Below are 17047 nucleotides of genomic sequence, written 5' to 3'. Positions count from 1 at the left end.
ATGCACACGGTTTTAAGGGGCGCGGCGGTCAAGGACGGTGCGGGAAAAGGAAGCGCAGCCATCTTCCTACTTTGCAGTATTACCTTTCTGCTCATCGTTGGCGTCTTAGCCACAGTATGGCTAACCGATTCACCCACTGCATTAAAACAACACATCACATTACAACTTCAAATTCCGCTGATAATTACCGCCATTTTAGTAGGTAGTGTATTGGCCGTAAGTGGCGCCACGCTTCAAATAGTACTGCGCAATCCGTTGGCTGACCCAGGTATTATAGGTATCACCAGCGGCGCCAGTTTAGTGGCTGCAACCCTGTTATTGCTTACACCCTTGTGGGCACAGCCTTATCTTCATTACATACTTCCTTTGGGCTGCTTCATTGGTGCGTTAATAACAACGTTTGTTATTTATCGCCTTGCTCGAAAACTGCTGGGCTCAGCAGTTGCTGTCATTCTATCGGGTATCGCTATTTCTACTTTGAGCGGGGCTGTTATTGCTTGGTTGTACATGTTTAGTGATGCCCAATCACTACGTAATTTAACGTTTTGGCTGATGGGAAGCGTGTATCAAACCACTTGGCCTATTTTGTGGGTAAGCGGCCCACTTATTATTGGTAGTTTGTGGTATCAAATGCGCCAATCTGCCAAGTTTAATAGGTTGTATGCCGGTGATTTAGCTGCGTTAAGCAGTGGTGTGCATGTGCAACAACTTACCGAGCGTAGCCTTATTGCTACCGCCGTGGGGGTAGGAGCGGCAGTATCTATTGCGGGAGCGATTGCTTTTGTCGGGCTGTTAGTGCCTCATATTCTTCGGCTTATTCTGGGACATGATAATAAGTTGCTGTTACCAGCAAGCGCGCTATGTGGCGCCAGTTTATTGCTTATTGTGGTGCTGATGTCTGAACTAACCCGTGCGATTACCCTACCTGTGTCTATGATCACTGCCACCTTAGGCGGCCCTTTGCTCATTTGGGCACTATTAAAAGGCCAGCTTCGATGAGTCTGGTTATTTCTTTGCGCGATATTAGTGTGAATAAGCGTTTAGCCAATATCAGCCTTGATATCAATAAAGGCGATTGCGTTCATATTCTTGGCCCTAACGGCGCTGGAAAGTCTACGCTGTTGTCGATAATGGCTGGGTTGTTGGAAACAGAACGGGGAGAAGCTTCGCTGTTAGAACAGTCTCTTCAACAATGGCCTTTAAGTGCATTAGCAACATTTAGGACTTTGTTAGCACAGCAAAGTGAGGCCGTATTTGCGGTATCGGTAAAAGAATATCTTTCGTTTTTTTCAAGTGAACCTACGTTCGAACTTCCCAGCTTGTTAGAAGCCACATTGGAAGTAACGGGCTTTTTGCAAACGCCTTTAAACAGACTTTCAGGTGGAGAGCGTCAGCGCGTTGAAATTTGCCGTGCATTGCTGCAAGTTTGGCCTGCTATTAAACGAGGCGAAGCGCTTTTATTGTTAGATGAACCCTTGCAAGGGGTAGATATTCGACATCAATACGCGTTAATGGCGCTGTTTCAAACCTTATGCAATAAAGGGAATACCTTAGTGCTAAGCAGTCATGACATTTCATTAAGCGCAAACTATAGTTATAAAGTACTGCTAATGAAATTGGGCACTAGCGTAAGTTTCGGTTTGCCTGAGTCGGTATTGTCGGTCAAAAACCTAGAACAGACCTTCGATTGTCATTTTGCAGTAAATAAGCGCGACGACTTTCTAGATATTCAAGTTTGCGCACCTATTGTATTAGATCAAATGTGGTAAAGTAGCGCGCAATAAATCGTAGCGCGCATGCAGATAAGGCTTACACAACGAGATTAACGTTTGCCTAAACGTAAAAACATTTAAATCAGGAGAACCCCTTGAGTAATTGGCAAGTAGACAGTTGGAGGCAAAAACCTATCCTTCAACAACCAGAGTACGATGATGCGGCACAACTTAAACAAGTAGAGCACACGCTAAGTACATATCCACCGCTGGTTTTTGCCGCTGAAGCCCGCGATCTTCGCCGTCAACTTGGTGAGGTTAGTTTAGGAAAAGGCTTCTTGCTTCAAGGCGGTGACTGCGCCGAATCGTTTGATGAATTTAATGCGCCAAAAATTCGCGATACCTTTAAAGTATTGCTTCAGATGGCTATTGTTTTAACCTTTGCAGGTCGATGCCCAGTAACCAAAGTGGCTCGCATGGCTGGCCAGTATGCTAAGCCTCGTTCATCGAACTTTGAAACCCGTAATGGCGTTACACTACCAAGCTACCGCGGCGATATTATCAATAGTTTTGAGTTTAACGAAGCGGCTCGCCGCCCGGATCCAAACCGTTTGATTGAAGCGTATCATCGTAGTGCTTCTACCCTTAATTTACTTCGCGCTTTTTCTCAAGGTGGCTTGGCCGACCTTCACGAAGTAAACCGTTGGAATATGGCGTTTGTTGAAAACAACCCGCTTAAAGAACGCTACCACGATATGGCTGTGCGTATTCAAGATACCTTGTCGTTCATGGACGTGATTGGTATTAATTCCCAATCTAGCCCTACATTGCATGAAACATCGTTGTTTACGTCGCACGAAGCATTGTTGTTGAACTACGAGCAAGCCCTAACTCGAATTGATACGCTAACGGGTAAGCCTTACGATTGCTCTGCGCACATGATTTGGATTGGTGAGCGTACCCGTCAGCTTGACCATGCTCATATTGAGTTCTTCCGAGGCATTCATAACCCTATTGGTGTGAAAGTTGGGCCTAGCATGGAAGAAGACGAACTTATTCGTTTGATTGATGCCCTTAATCCAAATAACGACCCTGGTAGATTAACCCTTATTACCCGTATGGGTGCTGATAACTTGGCTGACAATTTGCCTCGTTTATTACGCCGCGTTAAAGCAGAAGGCAGACACGTGGTATGGAGTTCTGACCCCATGCACGGCAACACCTTCTCAGCATCTAGTGGTTATAAAACTCGTAATTTTGATGCTATTTTGCGTGAAATTAAGCAGTTCTTCCAAGCTCACAACGATGAAGGCACTCATGCAGGTGGTATTCACCTTGAAATGACAGGCCAACACGTGACTGAGTGTACGGGTGGTGCGTATGAAATTAGTGATGAAGACTTAGCACAGGCGTATAAAACCCAGTGCGATCCGCGTTTAAACGCAGACCAAGTACTTGAGATGGCGTTCTTAGTGGCTGACCATTTACGTAACGCCTAGTTTCTGAAAGAAAACCTTATCGCTTTAGTGGTAAGGCGTCATACTAAAAAGGGTAAATCGACTATCGATTTACCCTTTTTTAATGTTTCGTATGTTTACTTATTCTTCCAGAACTTCTGCTCGCTCAGCTTCGGTTAAAATACCCGTAAATATGGTTTCCCGTCTAAGGCTTGCGGTGCGTTCATCTTCGGCGAGTAACAGTGCTGTGAATACCTCAGGAGTATGAAGCGTTTCTACAATCCCTTGCCATAACATATAGCTACCGTAACGCATCATGCCACTTTCATAACGAGCCTCTAACGTTGCTTGAACGTTAGTTATGAGTGAAGGTTGTGCAATGACTTTTTTAGCAATGCCTGTGTGCAGGCGCAATATTCGCTGATCGATAGCCTCTCGTTTTTGCTTTCTTGGGCGAGCGAACATAGCTAGTCGTCATGCAGTAGAGGTTCTACTACTGACTCGAGCCCGTTAAGTTTAATTTCGTACATGAGCGCGAGTTGCTGTCCCAGCTTTCCTTCGGGAAAACCTTGTGTGTTAAACCATACTAAATAGGGCTCTGGCAGGTGGAATAACCGACGCCCCGCATACTTACCAAATGGCATGGTTTGGTTGATTGCACTTTTTATTGCTTCTGGATCCATATTACTCAACTATTCTTTAATTTCATGTACGTTGTCGCGAGCCTGCAAATGCATGGGTTTGGTTTCATGCTTCATTGTTTGAATCTCGTTGCTGAGTCGCCCACAGCCGATTATAAATACCTTGTTGTGCTAAAAGCGTTTCATGGGTGCCATGTTCGGCAATCATGCCCTTGCTTAACACTAAGATGGTATCGGCATCCACAATAGTAGATAGCCTATGGGCGATAACCAAGCTCGTGTGGCCTTTTGCTGCATCACGAAGTGCGCCTAATATCGCTTGCTCTGATTGACTGTCTAATGAAGACGTTGCCTCATCAAATATCATAATAGGCGCACCTTTTAATAACGCACGAGCGATGGCTACGCGTTGTTTCTCGCCGCCTGAGAGTTTCAGCCCACGTTCGCCTACTGTGGTGTCTAATCCATCCGGCAAGCTTTCAACAAACTGGGTTAAATGTGCAAGTTTAATCGCATGATTAACCTCATCATCGCTAGCATCAGGATTACCGTAACGGATATTTTCAACCAGGGATGTATTAAATAACACCGTATCTTGCGGAACAATACCAATATGGCTTCGTAAACTATGTTGGCTAAGGTCGCGAATATCCTGCCCATTTATATAAATACCACCCTCGCTGGGTTCGTAAAAACGAAACAGCAACTTCATGATGGTGGATTTACCTGCACCACTTTCGCCGACCACGGCCACCTTGGCGCCTGATGGCACGTCGAAGCTAATACCTTTTAAAATAGGCCGTGCTTGCTGATAGTGAAATTGAACGTTACTAAAACGTATACTCGCCTGGTCTACTGAGAGATGAGCTGCATTGGGTTTATCTTCAATTGCTGGCTTTTGGGCCAGTAGGGAAAATAAGTTTTGAATGTTCGCTAGCGAGCCGCGAATTTCCCGATACACAAAACCCAAGAAATTAAGCGGCATAAATATTTGCATAGTGAAAGCGTTAATTAGCACGAAGTCACCAATGGTCATCTCGCCCTCCATTACACCATAAGCTGCATTCGCCATCATGGCTGTCATCGCCAGCGCAATAATGCTGGCTTGGCCGCCGTTTAAGGCGAAAAGGGATAATCGATTTTTACGCCTTGCTTTTTCCCAGCCAGCCAAGTCTGTGTCGTATCGGTTTGCTTCGAAGCGTTCGTTATTGAAGTACTTTACGGTTTCAAAGTTAAGTAAGCTGTCTACCGCTCGTGAATTAGTTGTGGAGTCGGCCTCATTCATTTGTTGTACAAATCGGGTGCGCCAATCGGTGGCTTTCATCGAGAACATGACATAGCAGATAACACTGACCACAATGATCATTGCAAAAGACCAGCCAAACTGAATCAATAGCAATATCACGACTAAGCCAATTTCTAAAAGGGTAGGGACAATATTGAACACCATAAACCGCATTAAGAAACTCACGCCATTTGTGCCACGTTCAATATCTCTAGATAAGCCGCCTGTTCTCCGGTTTAAATGAAACCCTAAATCTAGATTGTGGAGGTGATTAAATACCTTCAAACCCAGCCTGCGCATGGCGCGCTCAGTAACACGTCCGAATAATGTGTCTCGTACTTCGCCAAGTAAAACATTGGTAAGCCTAAGTGCACCGTAAGCAATAATTAAGCTGATAGGCACGGCAATGGCTAAGGCTTCTACATCACCGTTTAAACTATCTACCGTGTATTTAAGTACATATGGTAAGCCAATGCTGGCAAGTTTCGCAGCAACTAAGCACATTAACGCTAATGCCACCCGACCTTTAAACTCTAGAAGGTATGGCCATAACTGTTTGAGCACCTGCCATTTAATAGGCTCATTTTCGTTTAAAGGAAATCGATTTTTTCGCATGGTGTACTTATGTTCTCACTGCATGGTTGGGACGTTGCAACGCGATGACGCTAGCGGAAGGTAGGAGTGAAAACTCCTTTACTAAGATGAATTGTGGTAGATTAACGAATCTTAAACTAAATCGTCTACGGTGAACCGTTATATTTATTTAAGATAAATAGGGTAACGGTACGATAAAACGTTCTAATTTATGCGTTATCGAGCATTTCATTCTTATTTGCGGCCGCGTAAACTGGCGCAAAGACATCATAGTCTATTTAATCACACTATTTGTTTTACGTACCCCTCAAGGGAGAAAATTTGTTAGAAGATAGCTTTGGACGACAATTCCATTATTTGCGTTTATCGGTAACGGAGGCGTGTAATTTTCGCTGTCAGTATTGTTTGCCTGACGGTTATCAAGGTCCTTCTAGTGAGCATTTTCTTTCCCTAGGCGAAATTAACACGCTGCTGAGCGCGTTTTCAGGTTTGGGTACATCCAAAGTCCGTCTTACTGGCGGCGAGCCAACACTTCGACGCGATTTCCTCGATATTTTAAGTACAACGGCAAATACTCCTGGAATTAAGCGAGTGGCCATGACCACCCATGGTGGTCGTATGGCTGAACATGCTGCTGCGTGGAAGCAGGCAGGTTTACACCAAGTGAATGTCAGTATAGATAGCCTAGATCCAAGGCAGTTTGCAGCAATTACTGGGCAAGATAAATTAAAGCAAGTGTTAGCCGGGTTGGATGCTGCGGTTGAAGCCGGACTTGATGTAAAAGTGAATTCGGTGCTGCTAAACGATTTTTCTGATGCAAGGTTAAATCGATTCCTTGAGTGGCTTAAAACCATGCCAGTCACATTGCGGTTTATTGAATTGATGGAAACCGGCGATACAACTAATTTCTTTAAAGCGCAGCACCAAGGTGGCACTCCGCTTAAGCAAACACTTATTGATGCCGGATGGCAACCCATGGTTAGGCGCAAAGACGCCGGACCAGCGCAGGAATTTTTTCATCCTGACTATGCGGGTAAAATTGGCCTCATCATGCCGTACAGCAAAGATTTTTGTAAAAGTTGTAATCGACTTCGCGTTGCCGCCAATGGTAAATTACATTTGTGCCTATTTAGTGAGCACGGTATTGATATGCGACACCTATTGGCCGAGCAAGATGTAGTAGGGCTACAACAGTTCTTAGTTGAGTGTTTAGGTGAAAAGCATGCAACGCACTTTTTGCATGAAGGTAATACTGGGGCAACGAAACACTTAGCTATGTTAGGCGGCTAAACTTACGTTCGTTGCGCCAAAAAATACGAAAGCAGCAGTATAAAGTTGCTCGTAATAATAACGATTAGAAAGGGAAATCTATGTTTATTGAAGATAGCGCGCGCCTGTCTTTCCATTATATCACCGACTCTGATCTAGAGTTCCTTTGGGAGCTTGATCAAGACGAAGAGGTAATGCGATTTATCAGTGATGGTCAAAAAACATCACGTGAAGATATTACGAACACCTTCGTACCACGCTTTCAAGCGTATTCAAACCCAGCATTAGGTTGGGGCTTATGGCGAGTACAAGAAAAAGAAAGTGAAGAGGATATCGGCTGGATTTTAGTTCGCCCTTTTGGCTTTTTCACTAAAGATCCTGAGATTGATAATATTGAACTTGGTTGGCGTTTTAAACAAGCCAGCTGGGGGAAGGGATATGCCACAGAGGCAGCGATGCAAGTGAAAGACGCTTTGTATCAAATTGGCATCGACAAATTTTGTGCTATGGCAAAACCGGAAAATTTAAATTCCATTAAAGTGATGGAAAAAATAGGTATGTCCTATAGCCATGAAATTGAATATAAAGACAACCTTTACCAAGAAAAGGTAGTGGTTTACACCACCTGATCTAACAGCCCCTTAACCGTTTCATAGCGCTGGCTTTGCTCTTCAGATAAAGAAGCACTTTCCAGCGTAAAGCGGCACTTCTTCATAACCGAGTTCATACTGGCTTCCGCTTTTCCTTCACGAGAGCGTCGCATTGCTGACGCTTGCAGTAGGTTTAACGCAATGGCAGGGTTGTGAGGCATAACCCTGAATGCTTGCTCGAACGTTTGGTAAGATTTCGCCAGTTCGCCACGCTTATACTGCACCACAGCGACGTCATTAAGGTTTTTAGGACTAATTGATATTGCTGTTTTCTCAACAACTTCTTGGTTTATATAACGGCTAAGTAAGCTGTTTGGCGCATCAAGCTCTTTTTGCCTTAATGTCGCTTTATCGAGTAATTTAAGCGCGCTTCCTCTTAACCCCAAGTCGTGGAAGGCCTTTGCCGAGTCTAATAAAGTTTCGACAGACTGTTCTTCAAGATTATCGATATCTAAGGCATCAAGCAGATCTTTTGCTTTATCATTTTCATCTTTTAGATAGTGAATACGGGCACTAATAACTTGAAGCTGATGGTCAAGATTAACTTTTGGGTAGGCGCTTTTTAGCTGGCGCAGATATTCGTTAGATTGTTTTATAATTTTGTTTGTTTGAGAGGTTTCTGCTGTCATCGCAAAGTCGATACCTGCTCTTGCGACAGATAAGTACATTTCAGGGGTGTCGTGCACCGAATTCTTGCCGAAACGAACCACTTTTTTTGCGCTATTAAATTGCCCCTCATAATCGTGGGTTAACCTAGCAAGTTGTACCGCAGTAATATGGCGCATCACATTTCGAGGTGAAATATCGCTAGCCACATTTACACATTCCAGTGCTTCATCATAGGCTTCTAACTTAATTTGAAGCTCTGCCAATAAGTCATAGGCGCTCAGCATACTTTCAGGTTGTAGTGCCAGTTGAATAAGATCTCGTTCTGCATCATCAAATTCATCTAAGTGAATGTAGCATTGAACCAGACCAAGCTTTGCCCACGTAAAGTTTTGAATGTTAATGATTGATTGGTAAAAAAGCTTCGCGTTTTCAAACTGTCTATTCAACAATAATAAATCGCCCTTAGTTTTAAGGGCTAACGGGAAGTGTTCAGCGTTCTTAGGTTCAACTAAAATAAACTCTAATTCTTTAAGTGCCTGCTCGGGATTCTGGTCATCCATGTAACGATAGACATCATGAAACACCTTTTTACGGGTGACGACTTTACTCAGTCGTTTATCAAGTTCGTTGACGGAAAATGGTTTTGCTAAGAATTCGTCGGGTTGCAACTCGATTATTGCATGAACAACATCAATGGCAGTATCGGCACTGGTAAAAATAAAGCCGGTAGTAAGAGGAATAATCTTTTCGGTTTTCAGCTGCTCGAATAAATTATAGCCCCCTTGTTCTTGCCTTAAATCATAAGCGCAAACAATGACATCGTACTGCCGGGTGCGCAGTGAGGTAAGGGCGTACGCAGCACGATCCACATAATCGATATGTTGGAAGCCAAGTTGCTCCAAAGCATATTTCATATGACTTTTTGCCAAAGCCTGATCTTCCGCAATTAATAAGCGGGTTTGTCTAGCCAACTGTAGGTTCATTACAACCTCGTATGTGCGTCAATGCTTACTTGTGTAAACAACCTAATAGGAGTTTAGTTGAATAATTAACCTATCACCATTGTTTAATAGGGTCTTTAATATTGCGATGCATGGCATGAAAAACAGGTAGAGGGCAGGGGTGTTAAGTTAGTTTTTTCAGTTATTTATTCTGAGGTATGACAGGTGGTGAATGCAGCTGTTGATAGAAACGAAGTTGTTGAACCAGCGTGAACTAGTTAATCTAAATACTAGAAAATGATTTTTTGAAGAAGAGATGGTGGACGCTGCTGTGGCTCGTAACGAAGTTATTGAACCGGTGGTCTTATAGAAATTGAAGAAGTTTTATTAAGAAGAGATGGTGGACGCTACTGTGGCTCGCAACGAAGTTGTTGAACCAGTGATTGTCGTGTCGTGTTTATAAAGAATTTAAAAAAAGGGAAGTGGTGGACGCTACTGTGGCTCGCAACGAAGTTGTTGAACCAGTGATTGTCGTGTCGTGTTTATAAAGAATTTAAAAAAAGGGAAGTGGTGGACGCTACTGGGCTTGAACCAGTGACCCTCGCCTTGTAAGGGCGATGCTCTCCCAACTGAGCTAAGCGTCCAACTAAAATGTGGTGTTTGAAATGGTGGACGCTACTGGGCTTGAACCAGTGACCCTCGCCTTGTAAGGGCGATGCTCTCCCAACTGAGCTAAGCGTCCATCTTTATTTCAAACTAAAAAATTATGATAAGTTGTGCAACTTTCATAGCCACTTGAAGAAGTGGTGGACGCTACTGGGCTTGAACCAGTGACCCTCGCCTTGTAAGGGCGATGCTCTCCCAACTGAGCTAAGCGTCCGTCTTGTTTATTATCTTGCCTAAGCAAGTGGGGCGGTATTATAGAGTCGGTTCTCATACTGTCAATAATAAAATGAAAGAAAAATGACTGTATGCCTGAAAAGTGAACATTTTGGCCGCTTTTTATCTAAATTGATGGAATTGTAAGCTTTAAATGAGGCCATCTAATAACCAAGACGCCATTAAAGCATAAATGTAAGTTTCTATTGGTAGCTAATATGCTAAGCAAATGCATCGTGCTGCTTTTGTCGTGAAGCGGAGACTGGTAGAATGCGCGCAATTTCACAATCTAATAAAGATAGAGAGTTTTTATCATGTCGGTTGTAACACGATTTGCACCAAGCCCTACAGGCTACCTTCACGTTGGTGGCGCACGCACCGCTTTATATTCTTGGTTACTTGCCAAAAACAATGGCGGCGAATTTGTACTTCGTATTGAAGATACAGATATTGAACGTTCCACTGAAGAAGCTAAGCAAGCCATTTTAGATGGCATGCAGTGGCTAGGTTTGACTTGGGACACGGGCCCTATCTATCAAACTGATCGTTTTGACAGATATAAAGACCTTATCCAACAACTATTAGATGAAGGTAAAGCGTATAAGTGCTTTATGAGCGCTGAAGAGTTGGATGCTATTCGTGAAGCCCAGAAAGAACGTGGCGAAAAACCTCGTTACCCTGGCACATGGCGTGATCGTACCGATCACCCAGAAGGCGAACCTTTTGTCATTCGGTTTAAAACGCCATTAGAAGGCACGGTTGTTATTACCGATCACGTACGCGGTAAAATCGAAATTAACAACAGTGAATTGGATGACTTAATCATTCAGCGCACCGACGGTACACCAACTTACAACTTTTGCGTTGTAGTAGACGATTGGGATATGGGCATCACTCATGTTGTTCGTGGTGAAGATCATATTAATAACACGCCCCGTCAAATTAACATTTTACAAGCATTAGGCGCGCCTGTGCCGGAATATGCTCATGTATCTATGATTTTAGGTGATGACGGTAAAAAGTTATCAAAACGTCATGGTGCAGTTAGTGTTATGCAATATCGTGATGATGGCTTCTTGCCTCAAGCGGTACTTAATTATTTAGTAAGGCTAGGGTGGTCACATGGTGACCAAGAGATTTTTACCCTTGATGAAATGATTGAGTTATTCAGTTTAGACGCGATTGGTCAGTCGGCTTCTGCATTTAATACTGAAAAATTGATTTGGTTGAATCAGCATTACATCAAAACTTTGCCAGCCAGTGAAGTTGCTGCACACTTAAAATGGCACTTTGATGGGTTAGAAGTAGACCTAACGACTGGGCCAGCCCTTGAGTCTGTTATTGCTATTCAAGCTGACAGAGTAAAAACGTTAAAAGAGCTCGCTGAAATTTCTACTTACTTCTATCAAGATTATGAAGACTTTGATGCCAACGCTGCTAAAAAGCATTTACGCCCAGTAGCGCGTGGGCCGCTAGAGCTGGTAAAAGAGAAGTTGATGGCTATTGAAGCGTGGGAGCCGGAAAATATTCAGGCAGCTATCAATACAACCGCTGAAGAGCTAGAAGTGGGAATGGGCAAAGTAGGGATGCCACTGCGTGTTGCTACTACTGGAAGCGGCAATTCACCGTCTTTAGATGTCACCCTTAATTTGCTGTCAAAAGAGAAAGTTGGCGAGAGAATCGACAAAGCGCTTACTTTTATAGCAAACAGAGAAAATTCATAAAAAAACCGTTGACATAAATGGGGTGGATGCCTAGAATGCGCCCCGCTGTCACGGAACAGTCACACAATAGTGACTAAGACACAACGGGGCCATAGCTCAGCTGGGAGAGCGCCTGCATGGCATGCAGGAGGTCGGCGGTTCGATCCCGCCTGGCTCCACCAAATCTAACTGCAAGTTATATTGTGGTTTAGGCTGAAGGTTTAACCTTCGGGCAAAATTTGTTTTTGTAAGGATGATGTCGCTCAGCTCGCAGAGCTCGCTTCACCTTACAAAAAATCTCAAAAGCGTAGCTTTTGAATTAAGTTAGGCCGGTAATTTTTGAAATTACCAGTGACAAAAATTTAGTACTTCTGTAAGAAAAGGTCGCTCGGTTCGCGGAGCTCACCTCTCCTTACAGAAATTTAGTGAAGTTTACTTCACTAGCAAAATTTCTGTCCCCATCGTCTAGAGGCCTAGGACACCGCCCTTTCACGGCGGTAACAGGGGTTCGAATCCCCTTGGGGACGCCATTTTCCGGTGTCACAGTCCGTAACTGTGAAATAGGCCGGTAATTTTTGAAATTACCAGTGACAAAAATTTAGTACTTCTGTAAGAAAAGGTCGCTCGGTTCGCAGAGCTCACCTTTCCTTACAGAAATTGATTGATTGTAGGGATAATGTCGCTCAGCTCGCAGAGCTCGCTTCACCTTACAAAAAATCTCAAAAGCGTAGCTTTTGAAAGAAGATTTTTTGTCCCCATCGTCTAGAGGCCTAGGACACCGCCCTTTCACGGCGGTAACAGGGGTTCGAATCCCCTTGGGGACGCCATTTTCCGGTGTCACAGTCCGTAACTGTGAAATAGGCCGGTAGTGATTGAAAAGTTACTATCAGCGACAAAAATTTGTTTTTGTAAGGATAAGGTCGTTCGGTTCGCAGAGCTCACCTCTCCTTACAGAAATTGATTGATTGTAGGGATAATGTCGCTCAGCTCGCAGAGCTCGCTTCACCTTACAAAAAATCTCAAAAGCGTAGCTTTTGAAAGAAGATTTTTTGTCCCCATCGTCTAGAGGCCTAGGACACCGCCCTTTCACGGCGGTAACAGGGGTTCGAATCCCCTTGGGGACGCCATTTTCCGGTGTCACAGTCCGTAACTGTGAAATAGGCCGGTAGTGATTGAAAAATTACTATCAGCGACAAAAATTTAGTACTTCTGTAAGAAAAGGTCGCTCGGTTCGCGGAGCTCACCTCTCCTTACAGAAATTTAGTGAAGTTTACTTCACTAGCAAAATTTCTGTCCCCATCGTCTAGAGGCCTAGGACACCGCCCTTTCACGGCGGTAACAGGGGTTCGAATCCCCTTGGGGACGCCATATCGTTAAGCCAACCTTCGGGTTGGCTTTTTCGTTTCTACACCTTAATTCCTCCCGTTCTTATCGATATTCCACATACAAACCAATACCATCTTGATAATATAGCCGGATAAACAAAGAGGTTATTTATGCAAAATTATCCTATCGGCACGCCAGGAAAACCTTGGGGTGAAGAAGAGAAAGAAGAGTGGAAACAGCGCCAAACTATTAAGCGTTCGTACAGCGATGAGGTACTTAAGCAATTAGAGAGTATTCCTGAAGGGTTTGAATTAAAGCAGTATGGCGCGTTGCCTTACGATGAGTCTCGATACCCGTTGTATGCCGTAATTCCAAAGAATATACCTAAAGATACCGACGCAGCCAAGCCAGCAGTGCTAGTTACCGGCGGTGTACATGGGTATGAAACCAGTGGGGTGCAGGGCGCGCTTCAGTTTATTAATACTAAGCTAAGCGAGTATGCAGAAGACTTCACCATCATTGTAGTTCCATGTGTTAGCCCTTGGGGTTATGAGACGATTAACCGTTGGGATCAGTATGCGTTAGATCCTAATCGTTCATTTTATCCTAATTCTCCAGCGCCGGAATCAGCGCAGCTAATGGCATTTGTTGAATCCTTAAACTTGCCATTTACATTGCATGTCGATTTACATGAAACCACTGATACCGATAACAGTGAGTTTAGGCCTGCATTAGCATCACGAGATGCAACGACCCATGATAATTGGAATATCCCTGATGGTTTTTACCTAGTGGCGAATACCACAAATCCACAAAAGCCATTTCAGGAAGCTATTATAGATGCGGTTAAGCAGGTAACTCATATTGCACCTGCTGATGATAGCGGTAAAATTATAGGTGCTGACTTATTGTCTGATGGTGTGATTTGTTACGACAAAAAAGCATTATATCTTTGTGGTGGCATGACAGACGCAGAGTTTGTAACTACAACAGAAGTTTACCCTGATAGCGCTAATGCCACGGTTGAAAACTGTAACGCTGCCCAAGTGGCTGTGATCACCGCAGCGTTGGAATATATAAAATAGACGTTTAGATGTTTGAATGTTTAGACGTCTAGATGTATAGTTGAGCCTTCTCGATGAGGAGGCTCACGTGTTTACATTTTCTGCATTAATTTATGATGGCTATAAACAACAACTGGTGAAGGGTGATTATGAAGATAAAAACCAGTTCGACGCGTACCTGAATGCGAAGTTCGGTGTGCATGTTTGTATGTGGACTGCCAAAGAGCCTACGCAACGAGTGATTGATGCTATGCTACATGCTTCTCTTATTGCTAAAAATACTGCATCAGAAAATCAAAACCTTAAGGCCAAGTATTAGTGGATATAGTGTCACCCTGTATTGCCAACTGTAAGCTAGACGCCGATGATGTATGCACCGGTTGTAAGCGCACCATCAAGGAAATTACCAACTGGTCCAATTACAACACACAGCAAAAACAAAACGTCCTAATCCGCCTAAAAAACCAAAAGTTGGACACACACTCGAGTTAGGGTTGAACAGTTAAGGCTAGGACAGTCACTCAAATTAAAGTTGGACAGTCACTCTAAATACACAATTTCCTATCGAAACTTAAATAGCATGGTCATATAACTCGCACTTTGCTACACTCTCGCGCCCATTTTAACCACTCAGTTTTAGCGAAATTTAGTTATGAAAATCATGCTGGCGCCTATGGAAGGTGTTGTCGACCATTTAATGCGAGATATGCTTACCCATGTAGGTGGGTTCGATCAGTGTGTAACTGAATTCGTTAGAGTAGTGGATCAAAAGCTTCCTAATAAAACCTTCTACAAGCTATGCCCCGAGCTACATAATGGCGGCAAAACCCCTAACGGCGTTCCAGTGCGTGTCCAATTATTAGGGCAGCACCCACAATGGTTGGCAGAAAATGCTTATACTGCGGTTGATTTGGGATCGCCTGGAGTAGATTTAAATTTCGGTTGCCCTGCAAAAACCGTTAATAAAAGCAAAGGCGGTGCGGTTCTTTTAAAAGAAACCCAAGCTTTACACGACATTGTAAAAGCGGTGCGCGATGCGGTGCCCGCCTCACAACCTGTATCAGCCAAAATTCGGTTGGGATTTGAAGACAAATCTCTTGCGATAGAAAATGCTATCGCTATTACTGAAGCGGGCGCATCTGAGCTAGTTGTACACGCCAGAACAAAAACGGAAGGCTATAAGCCACCAGCCTACTGGGAATGGATTGCTAAAATAAAGCAAAACACCAATATTCCACTAGTGGCAAATGGTGAAATTTGGAATGCAGAAGAAGCTCAACGTTGCCAAGAGCAATCGGCCTGCACTAACTTAATGGTGGGTAGGGGAGCGCTTGCCATGCCAAACCTAGCAAGGTGTATTCGAAACGGCGAGCCGCCAATGGCATGGGAAGATGTGGCCGCATTGCTTATTCGCTATTCAGGCTATGAAATCTACGGTGATAAGGGTAAATACTACCCCAATCGAATAAAGCAGTGGTGTGGCTATTTAAAAAGACAGTACCCCGAAGCTGAATTGTTGTTTAACGACATCAGACGCTTATCAAAATCACAAGAAATTGTAGATGTGTTAACCAGGCATGCTTCTCACTAGGCTATTAAGGTATATTAGCTTCGTTCCTTGTTGATTTCGCGTTATGAATTCAAACCTGAAAATTTATTGAAGATACCTTCTGGCATTCGCAATGTTTGGCTTTCTGTCATATTCGCAAGCAGATGCAAACACGCAAATTCGCTCTGCAGAGCCGATAGGGCCAGTGAATTTCCTTTCTAGTTTGGTTGAGAGGGTAATCCAAGATTTACCAGAGACCTTAAGCCTGTCTAAGATAGGCTTAATTTTTGGGGAAATAGCACCTTTCTTGTCAGGGCGCATAACGCGACCGGTTTCATCTACCAGCACTAAGTAATCGGTTAAATTAAATGGCAGGCTGTTCTCATTAATAGGAACTTGATCATTAAATGGCATAAGCCGAGCAGGCACTTTGTTTACTTTCAAAGCATTAATTCTGTACTGAATACTGGTAAAGTGAGACTGCTCTGGAGTTTTGGCTATATTGGCCCGGATGGGATTTAAATCGGTATAGGCCATGGTTGCTGCAAGCGCATTTTCAGACAATATCGCTTGGCTTTTAAATCGGCGCTCCCAAAAGTAGCCTGAACATTCATCTTCTCTATTCGCTTTTCGAGCAATAAACTCATTTAATAGCCGCATAAACCAACTTACGCTATACAAGCGATGACGGTAAATCTCACTTAACTCTTCAACTTTTTGAAGCTCTACTTCAGATAATGAACTACGGGCCTCTTCATTAAGATAACGTTGGACTATTGAAGGGCACCGATAAAAATTTTTCCAGCGAAGTAACACTTCATCCATACTCCAATGTTCAGCTCTCGCCTTTGCGATATGAACCACTATGTGAGTATGGTTGTGCATTACGGCATAGGCACAAAGGTCAATGGCAAAGGTTTTAGTGAGCTTGTGTAGCCTATCTACAATCCACTGTCTGCGATGATTGTAGTTTTTGCCTGTGCTGGCATCAACGCCACAAAGGAAGGACTGCCGCACACAACGTGATGTGCAGTGATAATAAGGTGTGACATCTAAATTAACTTGCTTGTATCGAGGTAGCGGCATTTCCATATCTCCGAGTGATTCGGAAATGATTATGCTGGAAATGCGTTAATAAACTACTGTGCTTAGGGCGGGTTTTATCGCTAAACGTAGGTATCTATACGCGAGCCGACTCGACTGTCTGTGGCCGGAGCCGCTTCTTGCGTTTGCTGGGGCGCACTTACTTCAGTTTGCTGGCTTGCACGTTGTTGAACCTGCCGTTGTGGTTCTTGTTGTGGCGACTGAAGTACATTTGATACTGGCGTTGACGTTGATGATGAAACGTCCATAACAATCTCCAAGTTA

At 43.7% G+C, this 17047-nt stretch carries 16 protein-coding genes and 8 tRNA genes; 15 read left to right on the top strand and 9 right to left on the bottom strand.

Annotated features, from left to right (window positions below; all coding sequences use genetic code 11):
* The 3 genes from R1T43_RS13915 (at position 1) to R1T43_RS13905 (ending at position 3211) form a co-directional block, all read left to right on the top strand.
* Positions 1-999 carry a FecCD family ABC transporter permease gene (locus R1T43_RS13915; protein ID WP_247670543.1) on the top strand — a complete coding sequence of 333 codons (999 nt, stop codon included), beginning with the start codon at positions 1-3 and terminating at the stop codon, positions 997-999.
* On the top strand, positions 996-1769 hold the full coding sequence (locus tag R1T43_RS13910; RefSeq protein WP_317349868.1) for an ATP-binding cassette domain-containing protein: 774 nt from the start codon (positions 996-998) through the stop codon (positions 1767-1769). The genes R1T43_RS13915 and R1T43_RS13910 overlap by 4 nt, the downstream gene beginning before the upstream one ends.
* A gap of 98 nt (positions 1770-1867) precedes the next feature.
* On the top strand, positions 1868-3211 hold the full coding sequence (locus R1T43_RS13905; RefSeq protein ID WP_057792846.1) for a class II 3-deoxy-7-phosphoheptulonate synthase: 1344 nt from the start codon (positions 1868-1870) through the stop codon (positions 3209-3211).
* A 99-nt stretch (positions 3212-3310) separates the two neighbouring features.
* On the opposite strand, the gene R1T43_RS13900 is transcribed toward R1T43_RS13905, so the two are convergent.
* The 3 genes from R1T43_RS13900 to R1T43_RS13890 form a co-directional block, all read right to left on the bottom strand.
* Complete coding sequence (locus tag R1T43_RS13900; RefSeq protein WP_211069500.1) at positions 3311-3634, bottom strand: hypothetical protein; 324 nt, start codon at positions 3632-3634, stop codon at positions 3311-3313.
* Positions 3635-3636: 2 nt separating this feature from the next.
* Positions 3637-3852: a DUF3820 family protein gene (locus R1T43_RS13895; RefSeq protein WP_057792841.1), complete on the bottom strand. Its 216-nt coding sequence runs from the start codon at positions 3850-3852 to the stop codon at positions 3637-3639.
* Between the two features lie 64 nt (positions 3853-3916).
* Positions 3917-5710, bottom strand: a complete 1794-nt coding sequence (locus tag R1T43_RS13890; protein ID WP_317349862.1) for an ABC transporter ATP-binding protein/permease — start codon at positions 5708-5710, stop codon at positions 3917-3919.
* 300 nt (positions 5711-6010) lie between these two features.
* Between R1T43_RS13890 and moaA the strand changes: the two genes are divergently transcribed.
* Positions 6011-6979: a GTP 3',8-cyclase MoaA gene (gene moaA, locus R1T43_RS13885; RefSeq protein ID WP_211069498.1), complete on the top strand. Its 969-nt coding sequence runs from the start codon at positions 6011-6013 to the stop codon at positions 6977-6979.
* A gap of 80 nt (positions 6980-7059) precedes the next feature.
* Positions 7060-7587, top strand: coding sequence for a GNAT family N-acetyltransferase (locus R1T43_RS13880; protein WP_211069497.1), 528 nt, complete (start codon positions 7060-7062; stop codon positions 7585-7587).
* Here the strand turns inward: R1T43_RS13880 and R1T43_RS13875 are convergent.
* The 4 genes from R1T43_RS13875 to R1T43_RS13860 form a co-directional block, all read right to left on the bottom strand.
* On the bottom strand, positions 7575-9200 hold the full coding sequence (locus tag R1T43_RS13875; RefSeq protein WP_317349859.1) for a response regulator: 1626 nt from the start codon (positions 9198-9200) through the stop codon (positions 7575-7577). The two genes, R1T43_RS13880 and R1T43_RS13875, sit on opposite strands and share 13 nt — an antisense overlap.
* A 526-nt stretch (positions 9201-9726) precedes the next feature.
* Positions 9727-9802: transfer RNA gene (locus R1T43_RS13870), tRNA-Val, on the bottom strand.
* A gap of 22 nt (positions 9803-9824) precedes the next feature.
* Positions 9825-9900, bottom strand: a tRNA-Val gene (locus R1T43_RS13865).
* A gap of 62 nt (positions 9901-9962) precedes the next feature.
* A tRNA-Val gene (locus R1T43_RS13860) sits at positions 9963-10038 on the bottom strand.
* 313 nt (positions 10039-10351) lie between these two features.
* Between R1T43_RS13860 and gltX the strand changes: the two genes are divergently transcribed.
* The 10 genes from gltX to dusC all read left to right on the top strand — a co-directional run bounded on the left by gltX (position 10352) and on the right by dusC (position 15721).
* On the top strand, positions 10352-11761 hold the full coding sequence (gene gltX / locus R1T43_RS13855) for a glutamate--tRNA ligase (RefSeq protein WP_317349856.1): 1410 nt from the start codon (positions 10352-10354) through the stop codon (positions 11759-11761).
* Positions 11762-11846: 85 nt separating this feature from the next.
* A tRNA-Ala gene (locus R1T43_RS13850) sits at positions 11847-11922 on the top strand.
* Between the two features lie 272 nt (positions 11923-12194).
* Positions 12195-12270, top strand: a tRNA-Glu gene (locus tag R1T43_RS13845).
* 221 nt (positions 12271-12491) lie between these two features.
* Positions 12492-12567 (top strand) — tRNA-Glu (locus tag R1T43_RS13840).
* 224 nt (positions 12568-12791) lie between these two features.
* A tRNA-Glu gene (locus R1T43_RS13835) sits at positions 12792-12867 on the top strand.
* A gap of 165 nt (positions 12868-13032) precedes the next feature.
* Positions 13033-13108, top strand: a tRNA-Glu gene (locus R1T43_RS13830).
* Positions 13109-13236: 128 nt separating this feature from the next.
* On the top strand, positions 13237-14151 hold the full coding sequence (locus R1T43_RS13825; RefSeq protein ID WP_317349854.1) for a M14 family metallocarboxypeptidase: 915 nt from the start codon (positions 13237-13239) through the stop codon (positions 14149-14151).
* Positions 14152-14218: 67 nt separating this feature from the next.
* Entirely contained in the window at positions 14219-14449 is a 231-nt protein-coding gene (locus R1T43_RS13820; RefSeq protein ID WP_211069493.1) for a hypothetical protein, read from the top strand.
* Positions 14449-14622 (top strand): DUF1289 domain-containing protein, encoded by a 174-nt coding sequence (locus R1T43_RS13815; RefSeq protein ID WP_317349851.1) that lies wholly within the window; start codon positions 14449-14451, stop codon positions 14620-14622. The genes R1T43_RS13820 and R1T43_RS13815 overlap by 1 nt, the downstream gene beginning before the upstream one ends.
* A 160-nt stretch (positions 14623-14782) precedes the next feature.
* Entirely contained in the window at positions 14783-15721 is a 939-nt protein-coding gene (gene dusC / locus R1T43_RS13810) for a tRNA dihydrouridine(16) synthase DusC (protein ID WP_317349850.1), read from the top strand.
* A gap of 63 nt (positions 15722-15784) precedes the next feature.
* On the opposite strand, the gene R1T43_RS13805 is transcribed toward dusC, so the two are convergent.
* A complete protein-coding gene (locus tag R1T43_RS13805; protein WP_317349848.1) occupies positions 15785-16765 on the bottom strand; it encodes a hypothetical protein in 981 nt (326 codons plus the stop codon).
* An 80-nt stretch (positions 16766-16845) separates the two neighbouring features.
* Positions 16846-17031, bottom strand: a complete 186-nt coding sequence (locus tag R1T43_RS13800; protein ID WP_057792825.1) for a hypothetical protein — start codon at positions 17029-17031, stop codon at positions 16846-16848.
* Between the last annotated feature and the right edge of the window lie 16 nt (positions 17032-17047).

Source organism: Alteromonas sp. CI.11.F.A3 (assembly GCF_032925565.1).
Taxonomy (GTDB): Bacteria; Pseudomonadota; Gammaproteobacteria; order Enterobacterales; family Alteromonadaceae; genus Alteromonas.
The sequence above is the reverse complement of the archived record's forward strand: the minus strand, read 5'-3'. Positions and strand labels throughout refer to the sequence as shown.

Bases quoted from the DNA above. Each gene is read 5' to 3' on its own strand.
- R1T43_RS13900 (WP_211069500.1), bottom strand. From the start codon at position 3,634: ATGTTCGCTCGCCCAAGAAAGCAAAAACGAGAGGCTATCGATCAGCGA.
- R1T43_RS13875 (WP_317349859.1), bottom strand. From the start codon at position 9,200: ATGAACCTACAGTTGGCTAGACAAACCCGCTTATTAATTGCGGAAGAT.
- R1T43_RS13895 (WP_057792841.1), bottom strand. From the start codon at position 3,852: ATGGATCCAGAAGCAATAAAAAGTGCAATCAACCAAACCATGCCATTT.
- R1T43_RS13915 (WP_247670543.1), top strand. From the start codon at position 1: ATGCACACGGTTTTAAGGGGCGCGGCGGTCAAGGACGGTGCGGGAAAA.
- R1T43_RS13805 (WP_317349848.1), bottom strand. From the start codon at position 16,765: ATGCCGCTACCTCGATACAAGCAAGTTAATTTAGATGTCACACCTTAT.
- dusC (WP_317349850.1), top strand. From the start codon at position 14,783: ATGAAAATCATGCTGGCGCCTATGGAAGGTGTTGTCGACCATTTAATG.
- R1T43_RS13800 (WP_057792825.1), bottom strand. From the start codon at position 17,031: ATGGACGTTTCATCATCAACGTCAACGCCAGTATCAAATGTACTTCAG.
- R1T43_RS13880 (WP_211069497.1), top strand. From the start codon at position 7,060: ATGTTTATTGAAGATAGCGCGCGCCTGTCTTTCCATTATATCACCGAC.
- gltX (WP_317349856.1), top strand. From the start codon at position 10,352: ATGTCGGTTGTAACACGATTTGCACCAAGCCCTACAGGCTACCTTCAC.
- R1T43_RS13910 (WP_317349868.1), top strand. From the start codon at position 996: ATGAGTCTGGTTATTTCTTTGCGCGATATTAGTGTGAATAAGCGTTTA.
- R1T43_RS13825 (WP_317349854.1), top strand. From the start codon at position 13,237: ATGCAAAATTATCCTATCGGCACGCCAGGAAAACCTTGGGGTGAAGAA.
- R1T43_RS13890 (WP_317349862.1), bottom strand. From the start codon at position 5,710: ATGCGAAAAAATCGATTTCCTTTAAACGAAAATGAGCCTATTAAATGG.